The 16,331-nt window shown below is 70.9% G+C and carries 12 protein-coding genes; 8 read left to right on the top strand and 4 right to left on the bottom strand.

What is annotated here, in order from left to right:
* Positions 1-539 (top strand): CBS domain-containing protein (locus tag ACF1BH_RS15985; protein WP_391643083.1); only part of this gene is annotated, 539 nt, incomplete at its 5' end.
* A gap of 31 nt (positions 540-570) precedes the next feature.
* Here ACF1BH_RS15985 and ACF1BH_RS15990 read toward each other — a convergent pair.
* Genes ACF1BH_RS15990 through ACF1BH_RS16000 form a run of 3 tightly spaced genes read right to left on the bottom strand, consistent with a single transcriptional unit; the run spans position 571 to position 3,121 of the window.
* The gene (locus tag ACF1BH_RS15990) at positions 571-1,710 is read right to left on the bottom strand and encodes an ABC transporter substrate-binding protein (protein ID WP_391643084.1); all 1,140 of its coding nucleotides are present in this window, start codon (positions 1,708-1,710) and stop codon (positions 571-573) included.
* A complete protein-coding gene (locus tag ACF1BH_RS15995) occupies positions 1,707-2,384 on the bottom strand; it encodes an ABC transporter permease (RefSeq protein WP_391643085.1) in 678 nt (225 codons plus the stop codon). Before ACF1BH_RS15995 ends, ACF1BH_RS15990 begins: the two co-directional genes overlap by 4 nt.
* Positions 2,381-3,121, bottom strand: a complete 741-nt coding sequence (locus ACF1BH_RS16000) for an ABC transporter permease (RefSeq protein WP_391643086.1) — start codon at positions 3,119-3,121, stop codon at positions 2,381-2,383. The genes ACF1BH_RS15995 and ACF1BH_RS16000 overlap by 4 nt, the downstream gene beginning before the upstream one ends.
* A gap of 229 nt (positions 3,122-3,350) precedes the next feature.
* Here ACF1BH_RS16000 and ACF1BH_RS16005 point away from each other — a divergent pair, with 229 nt between their 5' ends.
* Positions 3,351-4,151: a polysaccharide deacetylase family protein gene (locus ACF1BH_RS16005; protein WP_391643087.1), complete on the top strand. Its 801-nt coding sequence runs from the start codon at positions 3,351-3,353 to the stop codon at positions 4,149-4,151.
* An 85-nt stretch (positions 4,152-4,236) separates the two neighbouring features.
* Here the strand turns inward: ACF1BH_RS16005 and ACF1BH_RS16010 are convergent, their stop codons facing one another.
* Positions 4,237-5,544: an alpha/beta hydrolase gene (locus ACF1BH_RS16010; protein ID WP_391643088.1), complete on the bottom strand. Its 1,308-nt coding sequence runs from the start codon at positions 5,542-5,544 to the stop codon at positions 4,237-4,239.
* Between the two features lie 519 nt (positions 5,545-6,063).
* Between ACF1BH_RS16010 and ACF1BH_RS16015 the strand changes: the two genes are divergently transcribed.
* From ACF1BH_RS16015 to ACF1BH_RS16040, 6 genes are all read left to right on the top strand, one after another.
* Entirely contained in the window at positions 6,064-7,503 is a 1,440-nt protein-coding gene (locus tag ACF1BH_RS16015) for a VWA domain-containing protein (protein ID WP_391643089.1), read from the top strand.
* Positions 7,504-7,773: 270 nt separating this feature from the next.
* On the top strand, positions 7,774-8,175 hold the full coding sequence (locus tag ACF1BH_RS16020; RefSeq protein WP_391643090.1) for an SseB family protein: 402 nt from the start codon (positions 7,774-7,776) through the stop codon (positions 8,173-8,175).
* Complete coding sequence (locus ACF1BH_RS16025; protein ID WP_391643091.1) at positions 8,172-8,774, top strand: hypothetical protein; 603 nt, start codon at positions 8,172-8,174, stop codon at positions 8,772-8,774. Before ACF1BH_RS16020 ends, ACF1BH_RS16025 begins: the two co-directional genes overlap by 4 nt.
* Positions 8,774-13,924, top strand: coding sequence for a putative T7SS-secreted protein (locus ACF1BH_RS16030; RefSeq protein ID WP_391643092.1), 5,151 nt, complete (start codon positions 8,774-8,776; stop codon positions 13,922-13,924). Before ACF1BH_RS16025 ends, ACF1BH_RS16030 begins: the two co-directional genes overlap by 1 nt.
* Positions 13,921-14,331 (top strand): hypothetical protein, encoded by a 411-nt coding sequence (locus ACF1BH_RS16035; protein WP_391643093.1) that lies wholly within the window; start codon positions 13,921-13,923, stop codon positions 14,329-14,331. The genes ACF1BH_RS16030 and ACF1BH_RS16035 overlap by 4 nt, the downstream gene beginning before the upstream one ends.
* A 269-nt stretch (positions 14,332-14,600) precedes the next feature.
* Positions 14,601-16,181, top strand: coding sequence for a DHA2 family efflux MFS transporter permease subunit (locus ACF1BH_RS16040; RefSeq protein ID WP_391643094.1), 1,581 nt, complete (start codon positions 14,601-14,603; stop codon positions 16,179-16,181).
* Positions 16,182-16,331: the final 150 nt, after the last annotated feature.

A 16,331-nucleotide genomic window follows, 5' to 3' on the forward strand; every position in this document is an offset into this window, starting at 1 on the left:
TCGCCGTCTACGGACAGGGCCGCATCGAGCAGTTCGACACCCCCGCAGCCGTCCTCGGCACACCCGCCACCCCCTACGTCGCCGAATTCGTCGGCAGCGACCGGGCGCTCAAGCAGCTGTCGGTCACCGGGATCGACCGGGCCGACCTGGAACGCCCGCCGCTCGCCCGGCTCGGCGAACCGGCCACCGAGGCGGCGGCCCGGCTGCGGGCCCACGGCGCCCGGTGGGCGGTGGTCCTGGACGACTCCGGCGCGCTGCACGGCTGGGTCGGCGCCGCGGAGCTGGCGGACGCGGCGGGGCCGGTGTCCGGGCACGCCCGCCGGATGGAGGCGTGGGTCCCGGTCGGCGCCACCCTCAAGCGGGCGTTCGGCGAGATGCTCCAGCACGACGCGGGCTGGGTCGCGGTCCTGGACGGCGACCGCTTCCTCGGCGTCCTGACCCCGGCCCGGCTCCACGAGGCGCTGCGCCGCACCATCGTCCCGGGGGAGCGCGGGGAGCGGCGGGGGCTGGGGGAGGTGGAGTCGGTACCCCTGGGGTGAGGCGGGTCGCCGCCCACGGGGTGAGGGGGGATCAGTGCCTCTCGGGCAGCAGCCCCTTCTCCGTCAGATAGGCGTGGGCGACGTCCTCGGGGAGGCGGCGCCAGCTGTCGACGCGTTCGCCGAGGCGCCCCAGGTCCGCGGTGGTCAGGACGGTGTTGAGGCGGCCCAGCGCGGCGGCGGCGCGGCCGCCCCCGGCCCGGGAGCGGTTGACTAGGGGCACGACGTAGTCGGCGTTCTGGAGCTTGCGGTCGTCGGCGAGGACCACCAGCCCGAACTGGTCCAGAGTGGCGTCGGTGGTCGTGGTCAGCACCATCTGGTCCTGCCCGTTCTGCACCGCCTGTTTGGCCGGGGTGGTGCCGACGCCCTTGGGGTCGACGGCCGTGATGTCGATGCCGTACGTCTTCCGCAGCCCCGGCGCGCAGAACGGCCGGCGGACGCACTCGTCGCCCGCGGCGAGCCGCACCGGCAGCTTCGCCCGGCCCAGGTCGCTGAGGGTGCGCAGCCGGTGGCGGGCGGCGTAGGAGGCGCTGACGGCGAAGGCGTTGCGGTCGACGGCGCGCCCCGGGGCGAGCACCGTCAGCCCGCGCGGGGCGGCGAGGGCGCGCAGCGCGCCCATGGTGGCCTTGAGGTCGGGGGAGGCCACCGGGCGGGCGCCCGCGCCGTGCGTTCTGGCCTGGAGCCAGTCCGCGAAGGTCGCGGCGTACTCGGGGACGACATCGATCCGGCCACTCTCCAGGGCCGGTTCGTACAGCTCGCGATTGCCGACGGTGACGAGGTCGGCCCGGTATCCGGCGTGCCGCAGCAGCGCCGCGTACATCTGCGCAAGCAGCTCGCTCTCGGTGAACCCGGCCGAGCCGACGGTCAGGTGGTGCCGGTCCCCCGGCGCGGCGGTGACGGCACCCCGGTCCTCCAGGGAGGGGCCGCCCCCGCAGGAGGTGAGGAGTCCGGCGGCGAGGACGAGGGCGCAGACACGGCGGACGGCTCGGGGAGCGCGCGCGGCGGTGGCCCGCGCCCCGGGCGGCGGCGGGGCGCCCCCGGCGCGCGGCGCCGCTGCGGGCGCCCCCGGCGGACGGCGGACGTCCCCGGCGCGCGGCGCCCGGCCGCACGCCGGGCCGGGCTCCCGGACGCGCCCCGCCGCCTCCGGTACCGTCGCCCGCCCGCGCCCCCTCACCGGGCGGCCCGTTTCCGTGACCACCTGGGCCCGCAGCGCGTCCCGATCTCGAACGCCGCCTCCATGAGCAGCGCGAACACCGCGACGACGACCGCTCCGGCGACGACCTGCGGGGTGGAGGCCAGGTTGAACCCGGCGGTGATGATCCGGCCGAGGCCACCGCCGCCCACCAGTGCGGCGAGGGTGGCGGTCGCGACGAGCTGGACGGCGGCGATCCGTACGCCGGTGAGCAGCAGCGGCAGCGCCAGCGGCAGTTCGACCCGCCACACCAGCTGACCGCCGGTCATCCCCATGCCGCGCGCGGCCCGCACCACGTCCCGGTCGGCCTCGCGCATCCCCACGTACGCGTTGGTCAGCAGCGGCGGCACGGCGAACAGCACCAGGGCGATGACGGTCGGCCAGGCGCCGTGCCGTCCCAGGGGCGTGAGCAGCAGCAGGACCAGCACGGCGAAGGTGGGGACCGCGCGGCCGACGTTGGCGAGGTTCACGGCGAGCGCCCCGCCGCGCCCCAGATGCCCGAGGACCACCGCGACCGGCAGCGCGAGCAGACAGCTCAGCAGCAGGCAGCCGATGGTGAGCGCGGCATGCTCGGCGAGCCGGTGCCCGATGCCGTTCTCGCCGGACCAGTGGGCGGCGGTGGTCAGCCAGGCGACGGCGCCGGAGACCGCGTTCACGGCTGCCGCCCGGCCACGACCGGACGGCGCGCGGCCGTCCGCACACGCCCCCGCCGGGCGGTGCGCGCCCCGCGCCGCCACGGGGTCAGCAGCCGCTCCGCGCCCAGGAGCAGCAGGTCGAAGGCGACGGCGAGCAGCACACAGAGCACCGAGGCGGTCAGCACCTGCGCCTTGAAGTAGGAGTTCATCCCGGCGTAGATGAGGTTGCCGAGCCCGCCGTGTCCGACGATCGCGCCGACGGTGGTGAGCGCGACGGCGGAGACGGTGGCGATCCGCACCCCCGCCATCGCCGCGGGCAGCGCCAACGGCAGCTCCACGGTGAGGAGTTGCCGGGTCGGCCCGTACCCCATGCCACGCGCGGCGTCCTTCGCCCCGTCCGGTACACCGTCGAGCCCGGCCAGCAGATTCCGCACCAGCAAGGTCAGCGAGTACAGCGCGAGCCCGACGACGACCAGGGCGGACGAGAGGCCGTAGACCGGCAGCAGCAGGGAGAACATCGCCAGCGACGGGATCGTGTACAGCACCGTCGTGAGCCCCAGCACGGGCCCCGCCGTCCACCGGTACCGGCGGGCCAGCAGCGCCAGCGGCACCGCGACGACCAGCCCCAGGGCGACCGAGACCGCCGTCAGCTGCACATGCTCGGCCACCGCGCCGAGCAGGATGTGCCGGCGGCTGCTGAGGTAGTCGCCGCAGATCCAGTCGTTGCGGGCCAGGCAGTCGTCCGGCGGTGCGGTCACGGTACGAGTCCACCGCGGGGCGGGGCCCGCTGTCGCGCGGGACGCGTCCGAACGGGCCCGCCTCCCAGCAGGGAGCCGAGGCCCCCGGCCCGCACCGCCCCACCTCCGCACAGCACGTAGACATACCGTGTAGACACCGCATCTCTACACGCTATGTATAGTTCCCGGCAGCCGGCGGACACCCATCCGGCCGGCCACCGCCGTACCCCCGCGCCGCCCGGAGAGTTCCATGCCGAAGACCGCCCGACGCCCCCTCATAGCCGGGCTGCTGGCCGCCACCTCCCTGGTGCTCGGCGGCTGCACCCCCGCCAACCAGATCGCGCCCGTCGACGCCCGGGACGACGCCCCGGCGGCCGACGTCAAGGCCCGCGACGCCCAGCTCGCGGGGGACGGCAAGAACAGCAAGGACGGCACGGACGTCGACTGCCGCGAGGTCAAGTGCGTGGCACTCACCTTCGACGCGGGCCCCAGCGAGAACACCAACCACCTGCTGGACATCCTCAAGAAGGAGAAGGCCCACGCGACCTTCTTCATGCTCGGCAAGAACCACATCGCCGAGCGCCCCGCCGAGGTGAAGCGGATCGACCGCGAGGGCCACGAGCTGGCCAACCACACCTGGTCGCACCAGATCCTCACCGACGCCACCCCGGCGGAGATCAAGAGCCAGCTCTCCCGCGTGCAGAAGGCGGTCCACGACCTCACCGGCAAGACCCCGACACTGATGCGCCCGCCCCAGGGCCGCACCGACGAGAAGGTCGCCAAGGTCAGCAAGGAGCTGGGGCTCGCCGAGGTCCTGTGGAGCGTGACGGCGAAGGACTACCAGACCAACGACTCGAAACTGATCACCAAGCGGGTGCTCGACCAGACGGAGCAGGACGGCATCATCCTGCTCCACGACATCTACCCGGGCACCGTCCCCGCCGTCCCCGGCATCCTCAAGGAGCTGAAGCACCGCGGCTTCACGCTCGTCACCGTCTCCCAGCTGCTCTCGCCCGCGAAGCCGGAGCCGGGGATGGTGTACCACCCCTGAGCACGGCGGCGCGGGCCCCGGACACACGAACGGGCCGGACACCGGGTGACCGCTCACCCCGTGCCCGGCCCGTTCGCGTACGCCGTCAGTCCTGCGCGTCGGGCGCCACCGCGTCCCGGCGGCGCTCCGCCTGCGCCGGGGCCTGCTGCCCCGTGTGGTGCTCGCCCGGCTTGTCCTCGTGCGGCGCCTGCGCCCCCTTCGGAGCCGTGGGCTTGTGCGGCGCCGCGATGACGTCCTGCGGGAACGTCAGCTGACGGCTCTGCCACTCCAGCGCCGGAACCACCTCACGCCGCCAGGTGGCGAACTGGTGGCTGCCGCGGGGCAGGATGATCGAGTCGACCGTCATCGGCGCCTTCGCCGCGTGGATGAAGTCCATGGTCGCGCCGTAGTCCGGCTCACCCTGGCGGCTGCTGGCCACCAGCGCGGAGATCTGCGGGACGGGCAGGTGCTTCATCCGCCAGATCAGGTCGTGCTCCCGCTCGCGCTTCGCGCCCTCCGGACCGGTGCCGAAGAGGCTGCCGGTCGTCAGGTCGTCCTTGATCGCGTAGTCGCCGGAGAGCGAGACGGCGGAGGTGTAGATCTTCGGGTTGCGCATCGCCAGCTGGAGCGAGCAGGTGCCGCCCGACGAGTACCCGAACGCGCCCCACGCACTGGCATCGTGGCCGACCCGGTACGCGGACCGCATCGCGTCCGGCAGGTCCTTGGTGAAGAACGTCTCGGCCTGCGGGCCGCCCGGCACGTCCACGCACTCGGTGTCCCGCGGCGGCGCGATCGTCGGCCGCACCATCACCATCACCGTCGGCTGCATGGTGCCCTTGGCGATCAGCCGCCCGGCGTTCTGCGGGATCTGGAGGTGCTGCGCGAGGTTCATGATGCCGCCGGGGTAGCCGCTGATCACGACCATCACGGGGAACCGCTGCCGGCGGAACTGCGGCTGGAAGTACTGCGGCGGCAGATAGACGAACGCCGGGTTGATCGCGCCGCTGCGGCGACCCACGATCCGTACCGACTCCATCTTCCCGACCTTGTCGGCGGGGCCCTGCGGCAGGCCCGTCACCCGGTCGAGGCCCTGCGGCCCGGCGGGCTGGATCAGCGCGCCCTTCGCGGTGCCGACGGAGGCGTACTGGCCGCCGTTGTCGCTGACCGCGACCGGCGCCTTGTCCTCGTTGCCGAGCAGATCGTCCCAACTGCCGTAGAACTCGAAGCTGTTGTTGACCGCGAGGGCCAGCGCGCACACCAGTGTCACCTGGGTGAGCACGATGGCGCCGAGCCTGCCGAAGAGAACTCCTACGCCGCGTCCCGACAGCCGCGGCCACTGCCACACCGTCAACGCGACGAGCACCACCGCCAGCGCCACCACCGCGATTTCGAGCGACCGACTGGTCAGCCCCATGCGCCCCACATCTCCCGTCACCCTCGCAAGGGCTCTCGCCCGGCTCCCGGCTTGCGACCGCCTTGACCAACAACGGGCGGCTCGGACCGATGGTCACCGGATAAGAGGGGACCGACCGGACATCGGATACCAGTCCGGGCCCATTCCTTACCCGCACCTTGCCGACCTGTGTCCGCACCGTGATAAGAACCCACCCCCGCGCGGCCGCATTCACACACCAGGGAGGCGCGGTGATCATACGGGAACCCGCATAACGAAAAGGAATCCGGTCGGCCGGAAAGAGACCGGAAAGAGGGGCATGTGAGAGCGTGCCGCCGGAGAGGGGAACTCCTTGCGTCCGGCTCCCACCGGACACCGCACCACCCCCGGGAGCGCCCCCTCGTACGGGCAACGCGGCGCCCGAGATCCCACTGTGACGCCGGGGCGGGCCGCTACCCTTACGTATCCGTCCTGGTCAGGGACATGTCCGCAGCTTCACGGACATACGCCGCACCCACCACACCCCAGAGAGGTCCGCCGATGGGCATTCGGAGTCTGCTGCGCAACGCTTTCGGTCGCTCCAAGGCGACCCGGGAGGAGTCCGGCACCACACCGAGCGGCACGGAAACGCCGGAACCGGCCACCCCCGCCACCACCATCCCCGAGGCCCGCGAGGAGTCCGCCCCCGGCACCCCCGCCGACCGGCCCGCCGCCGAGGCCCCCGCGACCGAGGAGCCCGCGCCCGAAGCGCCCGCCACCGAGGCCCCCGCCGCCGAACAGCCCGCGCCGGAACGCCCGGTGGCCGAGGTCCCCGCCGCCCGGACGGCCCCCCAGGAATCCACCACCGAACCGGAAACCCCGACCGTCCCGGCCCAGGCGGGCCACGTGGACGACCGCGTCGAGCAGTCGGCTCCGGAGCCGGAGCCGCAGTCGGCCCCGGAGGCCGCGGCGACGCCGGATGAGGCCACGGAGAGCGCGAAGGACGCAGAGGTCACGGAGGACACGGAGGGCGCGAAGGACGCGAAGGACGCAGAGGCCACGGAGACGACCGCGGAGAACGCGAAGGTCACAGAGGCCCCGGAGGCCGCGGAAACTGACACGGCGCCCACGGAGCCCAAGACAACCGAGGTAACCGAAGCGACTGAAGCGACTGAAGCTGTCGAAGCGACCGAGCCCGTCGAGGCGGCCGAGGCTGTCCAGGCAATCGAGGCTGTCGAGGAGGCCCCCGCGGGCGACCGGTCCGCCGCGGCGACCCCCGGCAGCTCCGCCCTCCGCAAGGCCGAGGCGGCCGCGCCCGCCCTCGTCAGCCTCGTCAAGTCCGCCGCCGCGACCCTCGACAAGCACGGCCTCGGCACCCAGCGCGCCGCCGTGTACCTGGTGCTCGACCGCTCCGGCTCGATGCGCAACTACTACAAGGACGGCACCGTCCAGCACCTCGCCGAACAGGCCCTCGGCCTCTCCGCGAACCTCGACGACGACGGCGTCGTCCCCGTCGTCTTCTTCTCCACCGACGTCGACGGCACCGCCGAACTCGACCTCACCCGTTACGAGGGCCGGATCGCCGAACTCCACGCCGGACTCGGCCACATGGGGCGGACGAATTACCACTGGGCCATCGACGCGGTCGTCCAGCACTACAAGAAGTCCGGCAGCACCGCCCCGGCCTTCGTCATCTTCCAGACCGACGGCGCCCCGACCTCCAAGCCGGCCGCCGAAAAGGCGCTCTGCGAGGCTGCCGGGCTCCCCATTTTCTGGCAGTTCGTCGGCTTCGGCGACCCCGAGGCCAAGGGCTTCGACTTCCTCCGCAAGCTCGACGACCTGGCCGTACCGGAAAAGCGCGTCGTCGACAACGCCGGTTTCTTCCACGCCGGACGCGACCCCCGCGCCCTCTCCGCCGACGAGCTCTACCAGCAGCTGATGGTCGAGTTCCCCGAATGGCTCACCGAAGCCCGTACCGCGGGCGTGCTCAAGGACAACTGACGCCCGCACACCACCTGCACACTCCTTCCGGCCGGCCGCGGCGCCGGGCCCACCACGGGCCTGGCACCGCGGCCGGCCGGCGTTTCCGTCCCCGGTATTCCCCACCGCAATAACCGACCTGTGGGCCGGTTATTGCGGGGAAATACCCACGTCTTTCAGCCGCCCACCAGATCCTCGAACACACGACCCACCCCCTGTGACAAGGTGTCTTCGGCGACCCGGGGGGGCGCCCATGGCAAAAGGGGAAGGAAAGACGCAATGGGGGGCGGCATGTCCTTGCTTTCGGAGATTTCACGCATACGCGACGGCCAGGGCAATCCGGCGGCTCTCGTCGGGGAATTCCGGCGCACTCCGGTATTGATCCCGCTCAGCGGCGGCGACAACCTGATGTCGGCGGAGTCCGACGGCATCCGCTGGATCTTCGCCTTCTCCGACGAGGACGCCCTCACACGGTTCCTCGCCCACCGCGGCATCGCCGCCGATGACGCCCCGGACCATGTGACGGCCGTCGGCGCCCGCCTGCTGGACGTCGTCATCCCCGCCCTCGGCAGCCCGGCGGGCGTGGCGCTGAACGCCGGGAGCGAGCTGGGCATGCTCTTCCCGCCGGTGACCGGCATCGTCCCGGACGCCGTCGCCGTCGACCGCGCCGGCACCACCGGCGGTGCCGCATGAGCCCCGCCGACGGCTACGAGGTCGACCCGGCCGCCCTCCGGCAGATCACCAAGGGCCTCAACGGCGCGATATCCGAGCTGAAGGAATTGGGCTTCGACACCGACGCCCAACTCGGCCACGGATTCGACAAATTGGCGCTCTCCGGCCTGGAATGCGGGCATCCCGACGTGGCCGCGCCATTCGACACCTTCTGCGAACGCTGGGGCTGGGGCATACGCGGCCTCATCCACGAGGCCAATGAATTCGCCCGCCGCCTCGACCTCTCCGCCGGTCTCTACCACGAACAGGAACAGTACGTTTCGACGACATTGAAGATCGGCGTCAATGCGGCCATGGGCGACCCGACCAAGACCGCCGAACAGCTCCACGACACATCCTGGGACGGGGTGCTGGAAGAGAACCCCTACACCCAGTTCCAGCACGCCAACTGGGACCCCAGCTCCGCCGCGTCCATGCAGGAGCTCATGAAGGGGCGCGAGGCACTCAGCCGCACCGCCGACGACCTCCGGTCCAGCAAGTTGCGGCACCTGCTGCCCGACCCCGCCGGAGACGAACCGGCCGACCCGGACGACGCCGGAGCAGGCGGGGAGCAGCACTGATGGGTATCGGCGACGCCCTCGGCGCGATCAAGCACGGCATCGACTCCGCAGCCGACAAGGCCGGAGAAGCCATCGACGAGGTGAAGGAGGCGGCCGGCGAGACCGTCGAATACGCGACGGACAAGACCGCCGGCGCGCTCCACGCCGTCGGCGCGGACGGCGCCGCGCGCGCCGTCCGTTCGGCTGGGGACGACGTCGCCGACACCCTCGGCGCCCAGGTGGCGGAGCGGCAGCTCGGCGAGACCGACGACCCGAGGGAACTGATCCACGGCGACCCCGCCAAGATCAACGAGACCGTCTCGCACCTCAAGGACTTCTTCGCCGCCTTCGAGCGCGTCGGCCAGGGCATGCGGAAACTCGACGCGAGCGCCTGGAAGGGCAAGGCCGCGGACCGTTTCCGGGAGGAGTTCGACACCCACCCGAAGTCGTGGCTGCACGCCGCGGACGCCTGCGAGGCGGCCGGCAAGGCCCTGGACGCGTACGCCGATACCGTCACCTGGGCCCAGGGCCAGGCCCGGACGGCCATCGCCCGCCACCGCCACGCCCAGGACGCCACCGAGAAGGCGTCCGAGGCGTACAACCACAAGGTCGACGCGTACAACCGGAAGGTCGAGGCGTACAACGCGGGCGGCTCGGCAAGCGCCGACAAGCCGGAGAAACCGGGCAAGTTCACCGACCCGGGCGAGGAGGGCCGCACATCCGCCCGGCACCTGCTCACGGAGGCCCGGCGCCAGCGCGACGAAGCGGCCGAGCGCGCCCACCACGCCCTCACCGCCGCGCTGGAGCACGCCCCGAAGGCCCCGAAGTTCACCGAGCGGACCGTGCTCGACGCCGCCGACGGGGTCGCCGGCGGCGCGATGAACCTGATGCATGTCGGCGGCGGGCTCGTCAAAGCCGGGGCCGAGACCGTGAACCTCGCCCGGACGTTCAATCCGCTCGACCCGTACAACGTCAGCAACCCCATCCGGTTCATGAACAACACGACCACCGTCCTGATGGGCTTGACGAGCAGCGCCGCCCACCCCGGGCGGCTGGCCAAGGGGATGCTCGGCGAGGGCTGGGGCAGCGACCCCTACGAGGCGGGCGGCGCCTTCCTCGGCAATCTCGTCGGCGGCAAGGGCGTCGGCGCCGTCGGCAAGGGGCTGGTGCGGGCGGGCGCGCGGGACGCGGCCCGCACCGCCGCACGCACCGCCGCCCGGGACGCCGGCAAACTCACCCTCCGCGACCGCGCCCGCATCGCCTGGTGCAAGACCTTCGGCAACGACCCGATCGACATGGCCACCGGCCGGATGGTCCTGCCGCAGACCGACATCCAGCTGCCCGGCAGCCACCCCCTCGCCTTCACCCGCACCTTCGAATCGTCGTACCGCACCGGCCGGTGGTTCGGTCCCACCTGGATGAGCACGCTCGACCAGCGGCTGGAGATCGACGCGGAGGGCGTGATCCTCATCGGCGAGGAGGGAAACCTCGCCACCTACCCGCATCCGGCCGTCGGCGTCCCCACCCTCCCCACCGACGGCCCGCAGCGCCCCCTGGAACGCACCCCGGACGGCGACTACGTCCTCACCGAGCCGTCCACCGGCATGCGCTGGTACTTCACCTCGTACACCGAGGATCTCGCCGTCCTCGACGAGATATCCGACCGCCGGGGCCACCACCACACCTTCGACCACGACGAGGAAGGCACCCCGACCGCCCTCACCCACAGCGCCGGGTACCGGCTCCTCTTCACCACCGAGGGCGAGCGGATCACCGCCCTCCACCTGGCCGGCGGCGCCCCCGACGGCGGCGACCAGCTCCTCGTCCGCTACGGCTACGACGGCGCCGGGAACCTCACCACCGTCACCCGCTCCTCCGGGCTCCCGCTCCGCTTCGGCTACGACGACGCGGGCCGCATCACGTCCTGGACGGACACCAACGGCAGCAGCTACTCCTACCGCTACGACGAGCAGGACCGGTGCACCTGGCAGAGCGGCGTCGACGGCCATCTGCACGCCCACTTCACCTGGGGCGACGCGGACCCGGCCACCAGCCTGCGGACCAACACCCTCCGCAACTCCCACGACCAGGTCACGACGTACCAGGTCAACGACCGGCACCAGATCGTCGCGGAGACCGACCCGACCGGCGCCACCACCCGCACGGTCCGCGACGCCCACCACCGCGTCCTCGCCGTCACCGACCCGCTCGGCCGCACCACCCGCATCGAGTACGACGACGAGGGCCGCCCCACCCGCCTCACCCTCCCCGACGGCACCGGCTCCACCACCGAGTTCGACGGCGACAGCCACCCGATCCGCACCACCGGCCCGGACGGCACCACCTGGACCCACACCTACGACGACGCCGGCAACCGCACCTCCTCCACCGACCCCACCGGCGCCACCACCACCTACACCCACGACGGCAGGGGCCACCTCACCGCGGTCACCGACGCCCTCGGCAACACCACCCGCCTCGACTGCGACCCGGCGGGCCTCCCGCTCCGCGTCACCGACCCGCTCGGCGCGAGCACCCACTACGTCCGCGACGCCTTCGGCCGGGTCGTCTCCGTCACCGACCCGCTCGGCGCCACCACCCGCCTGACCTGGACCGTCGAGGGCAAACTCGCCACCCGCACCGACCCCACCGGCGCCACCGAGACCTGGACCTACGACGGCGAGGGCAACCGCACCTCGCACACGGACGCGGTCGGCCGCACCACCCGCTTCGAGTACGGCCACTTCGACCTGCTGGTGGCCCGCACCGACCCCGACGGCGTCCGCCACGAGTTCACCCACGACACCGAGCTGCGCCTCACCCAGGTCACCAACCCCCAGGGCCTGACCTGGGACTACGCCTACGACGCGGCCGGCCGGCTGATCTCCGAGACGGACTTCGACGACCGCGTCCTGACCTACACCCACGACGCGGCCGGTCAACTCGCCACCCGCACCAACGCATTGGGGGAGGTGACGACCTACACCCGCGACACCATGGGCCGCATCACCACCAAGGACGCCGCCGGACTCGTCACCACCTACGCCCACTCCCCGTCCGGCGCCCTCCTGACGGCCGCCAACCCCGACGCCACGGTCAGCTACACCCGCGACACCCTCGGCCGCGTCACCGCCGAAACGGTCAACGGCCGCACCATGACGTTCACCTACGACGCCCTGGGCCGCCGCACCTCCCGCACCACCCCCTCCGGCCACACCAGCACCTACGCCTACGACGCCGCCGGCAACCGCACCACCCTCAACACCGGCGGCAACCTCCTCACCTTCACCCACGACCTGGCCGGCAACGAACGCACCCGCACCATCGGGGACCACCTGCGCCTGGACTCGACGTGGGACGCGACGGGACGGCTGACGGGGCAGTCGCTGCTGCGGGTGGATGAGGTGGCGGGGCCGGGGACGGGAGTTCCCGGGAGCCCGGTGCCTGGCGGTTCACACGGCGCCGGAGTGCCTGGCGGTTCGCCGGGGGCCGGGCTTCCCGGTGCTGGGGTGCCTGGCGGTGCGCCGGGGGCCGGGCTTCCGCGCAGCCCGTTCGATCCGAGCAGTCCGTTGGATGCGGGCAGTCCGTTCGATGCGGGCAGTCCGTTCGATCCGGGCGGGCCTGACGGGGTGCATGGCCCGGGTGCCGGAGCATCAGGGGCCGGGACGCCCGGCAATCCGGCGGGCGCCGCGGCTCCGGACGGCATACCCGGCCTGAACGGTGTACCTAGCCTGGACGGTGTACCCGGCCTGGACGGTGTATCCGGCCTGGACGGTGTATCCGGCACCGGAGAAGCATCCGGCACGGCGCACGGCTCCGCGGCGACTCTCCTCCACCGCCGCTCCTACACCTACCGCGCCGACGGCCACCTCATCGCCCTCGACGACTCCTACTCCGGCCCCCGCACCTTCGACCTCGACCGCGCGGGCCGCGTCACCGCCGTCCACGCCACCAACTGGACCGAGACCTACGCCTACGACGAGGCCGGCAACCAGACCCACGCCACCTGGCCCGACCAACACCCCAACCCCACGGCCCGCGGCGACCGCACCTACACCGGCACCCGCATCACCAGGGCCGGCGCCTACCGCTACGAACACGACGCCCTCGGCCGCGTCACCCTCCGCCAGAAAACCCGCCTCTCCCACAAACCGGACACCTGGCGTTTCACGTGGAACACGGAGGACCGGCTGACGTCGGTCACCACGCCTGACGGCGAGGTCTGGCGGTATCTGTACGACCCGTTCGGGCGGCGGGTTGCAAAAATTCGGAAGCACGAGAACGACTCGGTCGCCGAACTGAGAGAATTTTCATGGGATGGCCCTAACCTCGCCGAGGAAGTCAGCGGCGCCAAAAATGCAACGAAAAGCATATCCATCACATGGGACTTCCACTCCCTGACCCCTATAACCCAGACCGAACGGAAAATAACCCACCCCAAAGGACCCCTTGCGGCGAAGATCGAAAAAAGATTTTTCGTTGTTCAATCCGACCATCTCGGGGCACCCATTGAACTACTCACCCAAGGGGGTGAAAAATGCTGGACCCCCAGGAAGTCCCTTTGGGGGAAAACCGCATGGAGACTTGACGCCACAGCGCACACGCCACTTCGATTCCCAGGGCAGTACTTTGACCAGGAAACCCACCTTCACTACAATTTCCAACGGTATTACGATCCAGATCTAGGCGCCTACATCTCGCCCGACCCGCTCGGGCTGGCAGCAGGACCAAACCCCGTCTCCTACGTTCGGAACCCCCATGCGGCAACCGACCCTCTGGGTCTATCGCCGTGCGAGAACATCAAGCCCGTATACAGGGGAGACACCAGGGCCCCTGAAGAGATCGCACGTGCCGGCGGCTTCATGCCGAAGGCCCCAGGCTCCGACACTTCGTTGCTGGATTACGTAAAAAAGAACATAGATAGCGATTACGTCTCCACTTCACAGTCCAGCGACATAGCAACCAGCATGTTCTCCAAACCCGGAGGATACGTCTACGAGATAGAAATGCCGGGAGGTATCGACGTCAACAAGGAGCTCGGAAAACTCAATCCAACACCCTACGAACAGGAAATCGCCTTCAAGGGCGGAATTCCCGCAGAATACATCAAAAAGGCTTGGGAATTGGATGAATTCTGGGAACTCGACGACGAATGCTTGGTGTACCCATGAATGGCAGTGAACGCGTCAAGACCATCCGTATATCGAATGGAACTCCAGGGCCAGAGGCTCTCATTGAGTGGAGCGTCGAAGATGTTGCGCACATTTCAGTCACGCTTTACGACGGACACAACGTATCGTCTTCAGCGCCCGACCTCTTCGAGAGCCTGATTGACCTTCGAAGGGACCTCGCAGCGCGGGACCTGCTGCTCTGCTGCAACGGGGCACGCCTCGACTGTTATCCGTCGCGAATGTCCCGAGAGATGGGGAAAGCCCAAAAGGTCCTTGTCCTCGAAAAAGGGAAGCCTCCTTCCGCACGATCTATGGTCGATATTTTCGGAGAGGCGGACGGGGCAAAAATTGGAACTCCTGAAGAGCAGGAATCGCACTACCGAGACTGGCTCGACAGCATCGCGTAGCCAGAGGCCACACCCTAGGAATTCGAACATATTGGAGAAAGAAGAGCTTCGCGCCGCACTCTTTCGCAAGGCCATCCGAATTTAATTTCCAGTAAATCAACCAAGGAAACTTAGCCCTCGCATGATCCAACGAGGCCGGAGCCCTCGCCCCACACCGGGCACTCCCACCCCATCCCTCCTACCCTGAGTGGGTGAACTGATCCAGTTGCCCCGACCTGTCCGTACGGGTGGCAGAGCCGGGGCGGCGGCCGGCGGAAGCAGGTCGGGCGATGGGTGGAGACGGCCAGGGGGATACGAGGACCGGCGGGGAACAGCCGCGGAAAGCCCCGCCCCGGCCCGGGCCGGGGGGCTGCCACCCCGCCCCCCGCCGCTGGTGGGCCCTCGTCACCATCGCTCTGGCCCAGCTCATGGTCGTCCTCGACGCCACGATCGTGAACATCGCCCTGCCGTCCGCGCAGCGGGAGCTGGGCATTTCGGATGCGGACCGGCAGTGGGTGATCACCGCGTACACGCTCGCGTTCGGTGGGTTGTTGCTGCTGGGCGGGCGGATCGCGGATCTCGTCGGGCGGAAGACGACGTTCATGGTGGGGCTCGTGGGGTTCGCGGTGGCGTCGGGGCTCGGGGGTGCGGCGGGTGGGCCGGGGTTGCTGTTCGGGGCGCGGGCGTTGCAGGGGGCGTTCGGGGCGGTGCTGGCGCCGTCCGCGCTGTCGTTGCTGACGACGACGTTCCGGGGCGGAAAGGAGCGCGGCAAGGCATTCGGGATCTACGGGGCCATCGCGGGCGGCGGGGCGGCGATCGGGCTGATCGTGGGCGGGCTGCTGACCGAGTACCTGGACTGGCGCTGGTGTCTGTATGTGAACGTGCCGATCGCGGCGCTGGCATTCCTCGGCGCCGCGGTGTTCCTGCGTGACCGCCCGGATCGGGGCGGCGCCCGCCTCGACGTCCTCGGGGCGGCGCTGGGCTGCGGCGGGCTCGTCGCGATCGTGTACGGGTGCGGCGAGGCGCGGCCGCGGGGCTGGGGCGATGCGCTGGTACTGGGGTTGCTGTGCGGGGGCGTGGCGCTGCTCGCGGCGTTCGTGCTGTGGCAGGCACGGGCCCGTCATCCGCTGCTGCCGCTGCACCTCGTGCGGGACCGCAATCGCGGCGGTGCGTTCCTGACGATGGCGCTGGCCACCCTCGCGCTGTTCGGGATGTTCCTTTTCCTGACCTATTACTTCCAGATCGTGCTCGGCTATTCACCGGTGAAAGCCGGATTGGCGTTTCTGCCGATGACCGCCGCCATCGTCACCGGTTCGACGCAGATATCGGCGCGGCTGCTGCACCATCTCCCGCCGCGGCTGCTGATGGTGCCCGGGGCGCTGCTGGCGGCCGGCGGGCTGTATCTGCTGACGTTCCTGACCGCACGGTCCGCGTACGCCCCGCGGGTGCTGCCCGCCGAACTCCTCGTCGGCCTGGGCATGGGACTGACCTTCATGCCGGTGACGGCGACCGCCACCGCCGGGGTCGCGCCGCGGGACGCCGGGGTCACCTCGGCGACCGTCAACACGGCGCAGCAGGTGGGCGGTTCGATCGGAACGGCGCTGCTCAACACCGTCGCGACCTCGACCGGGGCGGCGTACCTCGCGGCCCGGCTGGCGGCCGCGGAGCGGGCCGGGCGGCTGTCACCCGCGGTGCGCGCCGCCCTCGTCAAGGAGGGGGTGGTGCACGGTTTCACCGTCGCGATCGGCGTCTCCGCGGCGATCATGCTGCTGGCAGCCTGCGTCGCGGGCCTGCTGATCACCGCCCGGGCCCCGCGCCACGGCCCGGCCCCGGACCGCTCCACCGCGCCCGCCCCGGACACCGCCCGCTGACCGGGACAGCAGTACCGCACGCCCTCGCGCCCGCGGCATTGCCTGCGGAAATGCCGGCGAAAACGCCTGCAATCCAGTCTGGGCAAGTCCAGTACGATATTGACGTTCCGTAAAGCAATTCCTCACTCACCGTAGCGACTTGGGAGCAGC

Origin of the sequence: Streptomyces sp. NPDC014733 (assembly GCF_043083385.1) — a bacterium.
Classification (GTDB): Bacteria; Actinomycetota; Actinomycetes; order Streptomycetales; family Streptomycetaceae; genus Streptomyces.

Coding starts and splice junctions, on each gene's coding strand:
- ACF1BH_RS16005 (WP_391643087.1), top strand. CDS start 3,351: ATGCCGAAGACCGCCCGACGCCCCCTCATAGCCGGGCTGCTGGCCGCC.
- ACF1BH_RS16010 (WP_391643088.1), bottom strand. CDS start 5,544: ATGGGGCTGACCAGTCGGTCGCTCGAAATCGCGGTGGTGGCGCTGGCG.
- ACF1BH_RS16015 (WP_391643089.1), top strand. CDS start 6,064: ATGGGCATTCGGAGTCTGCTGCGCAACGCTTTCGGTCGCTCCAAGGCG.
- ACF1BH_RS16020 (WP_391643090.1), top strand. CDS start 7,774: ATGTCCTTGCTTTCGGAGATTTCACGCATACGCGACGGCCAGGGCAAT.
- ACF1BH_RS16025 (WP_391643091.1), top strand. CDS start 8,172: ATGAGCCCCGCCGACGGCTACGAGGTCGACCCGGCCGCCCTCCGGCAG.
- ACF1BH_RS16030 (WP_391643092.1), top strand. CDS start 8,774: ATGGGTATCGGCGACGCCCTCGGCGCGATCAAGCACGGCATCGACTCC.
- ACF1BH_RS16035 (WP_391643093.1), top strand. CDS start 13,921: ATGAATGGCAGTGAACGCGTCAAGACCATCCGTATATCGAATGGAACT.
- ACF1BH_RS16040 (WP_391643094.1), top strand. CDS start 14,601: ATGGGTGGAGACGGCCAGGGGGATACGAGGACCGGCGGGGAACAGCCG.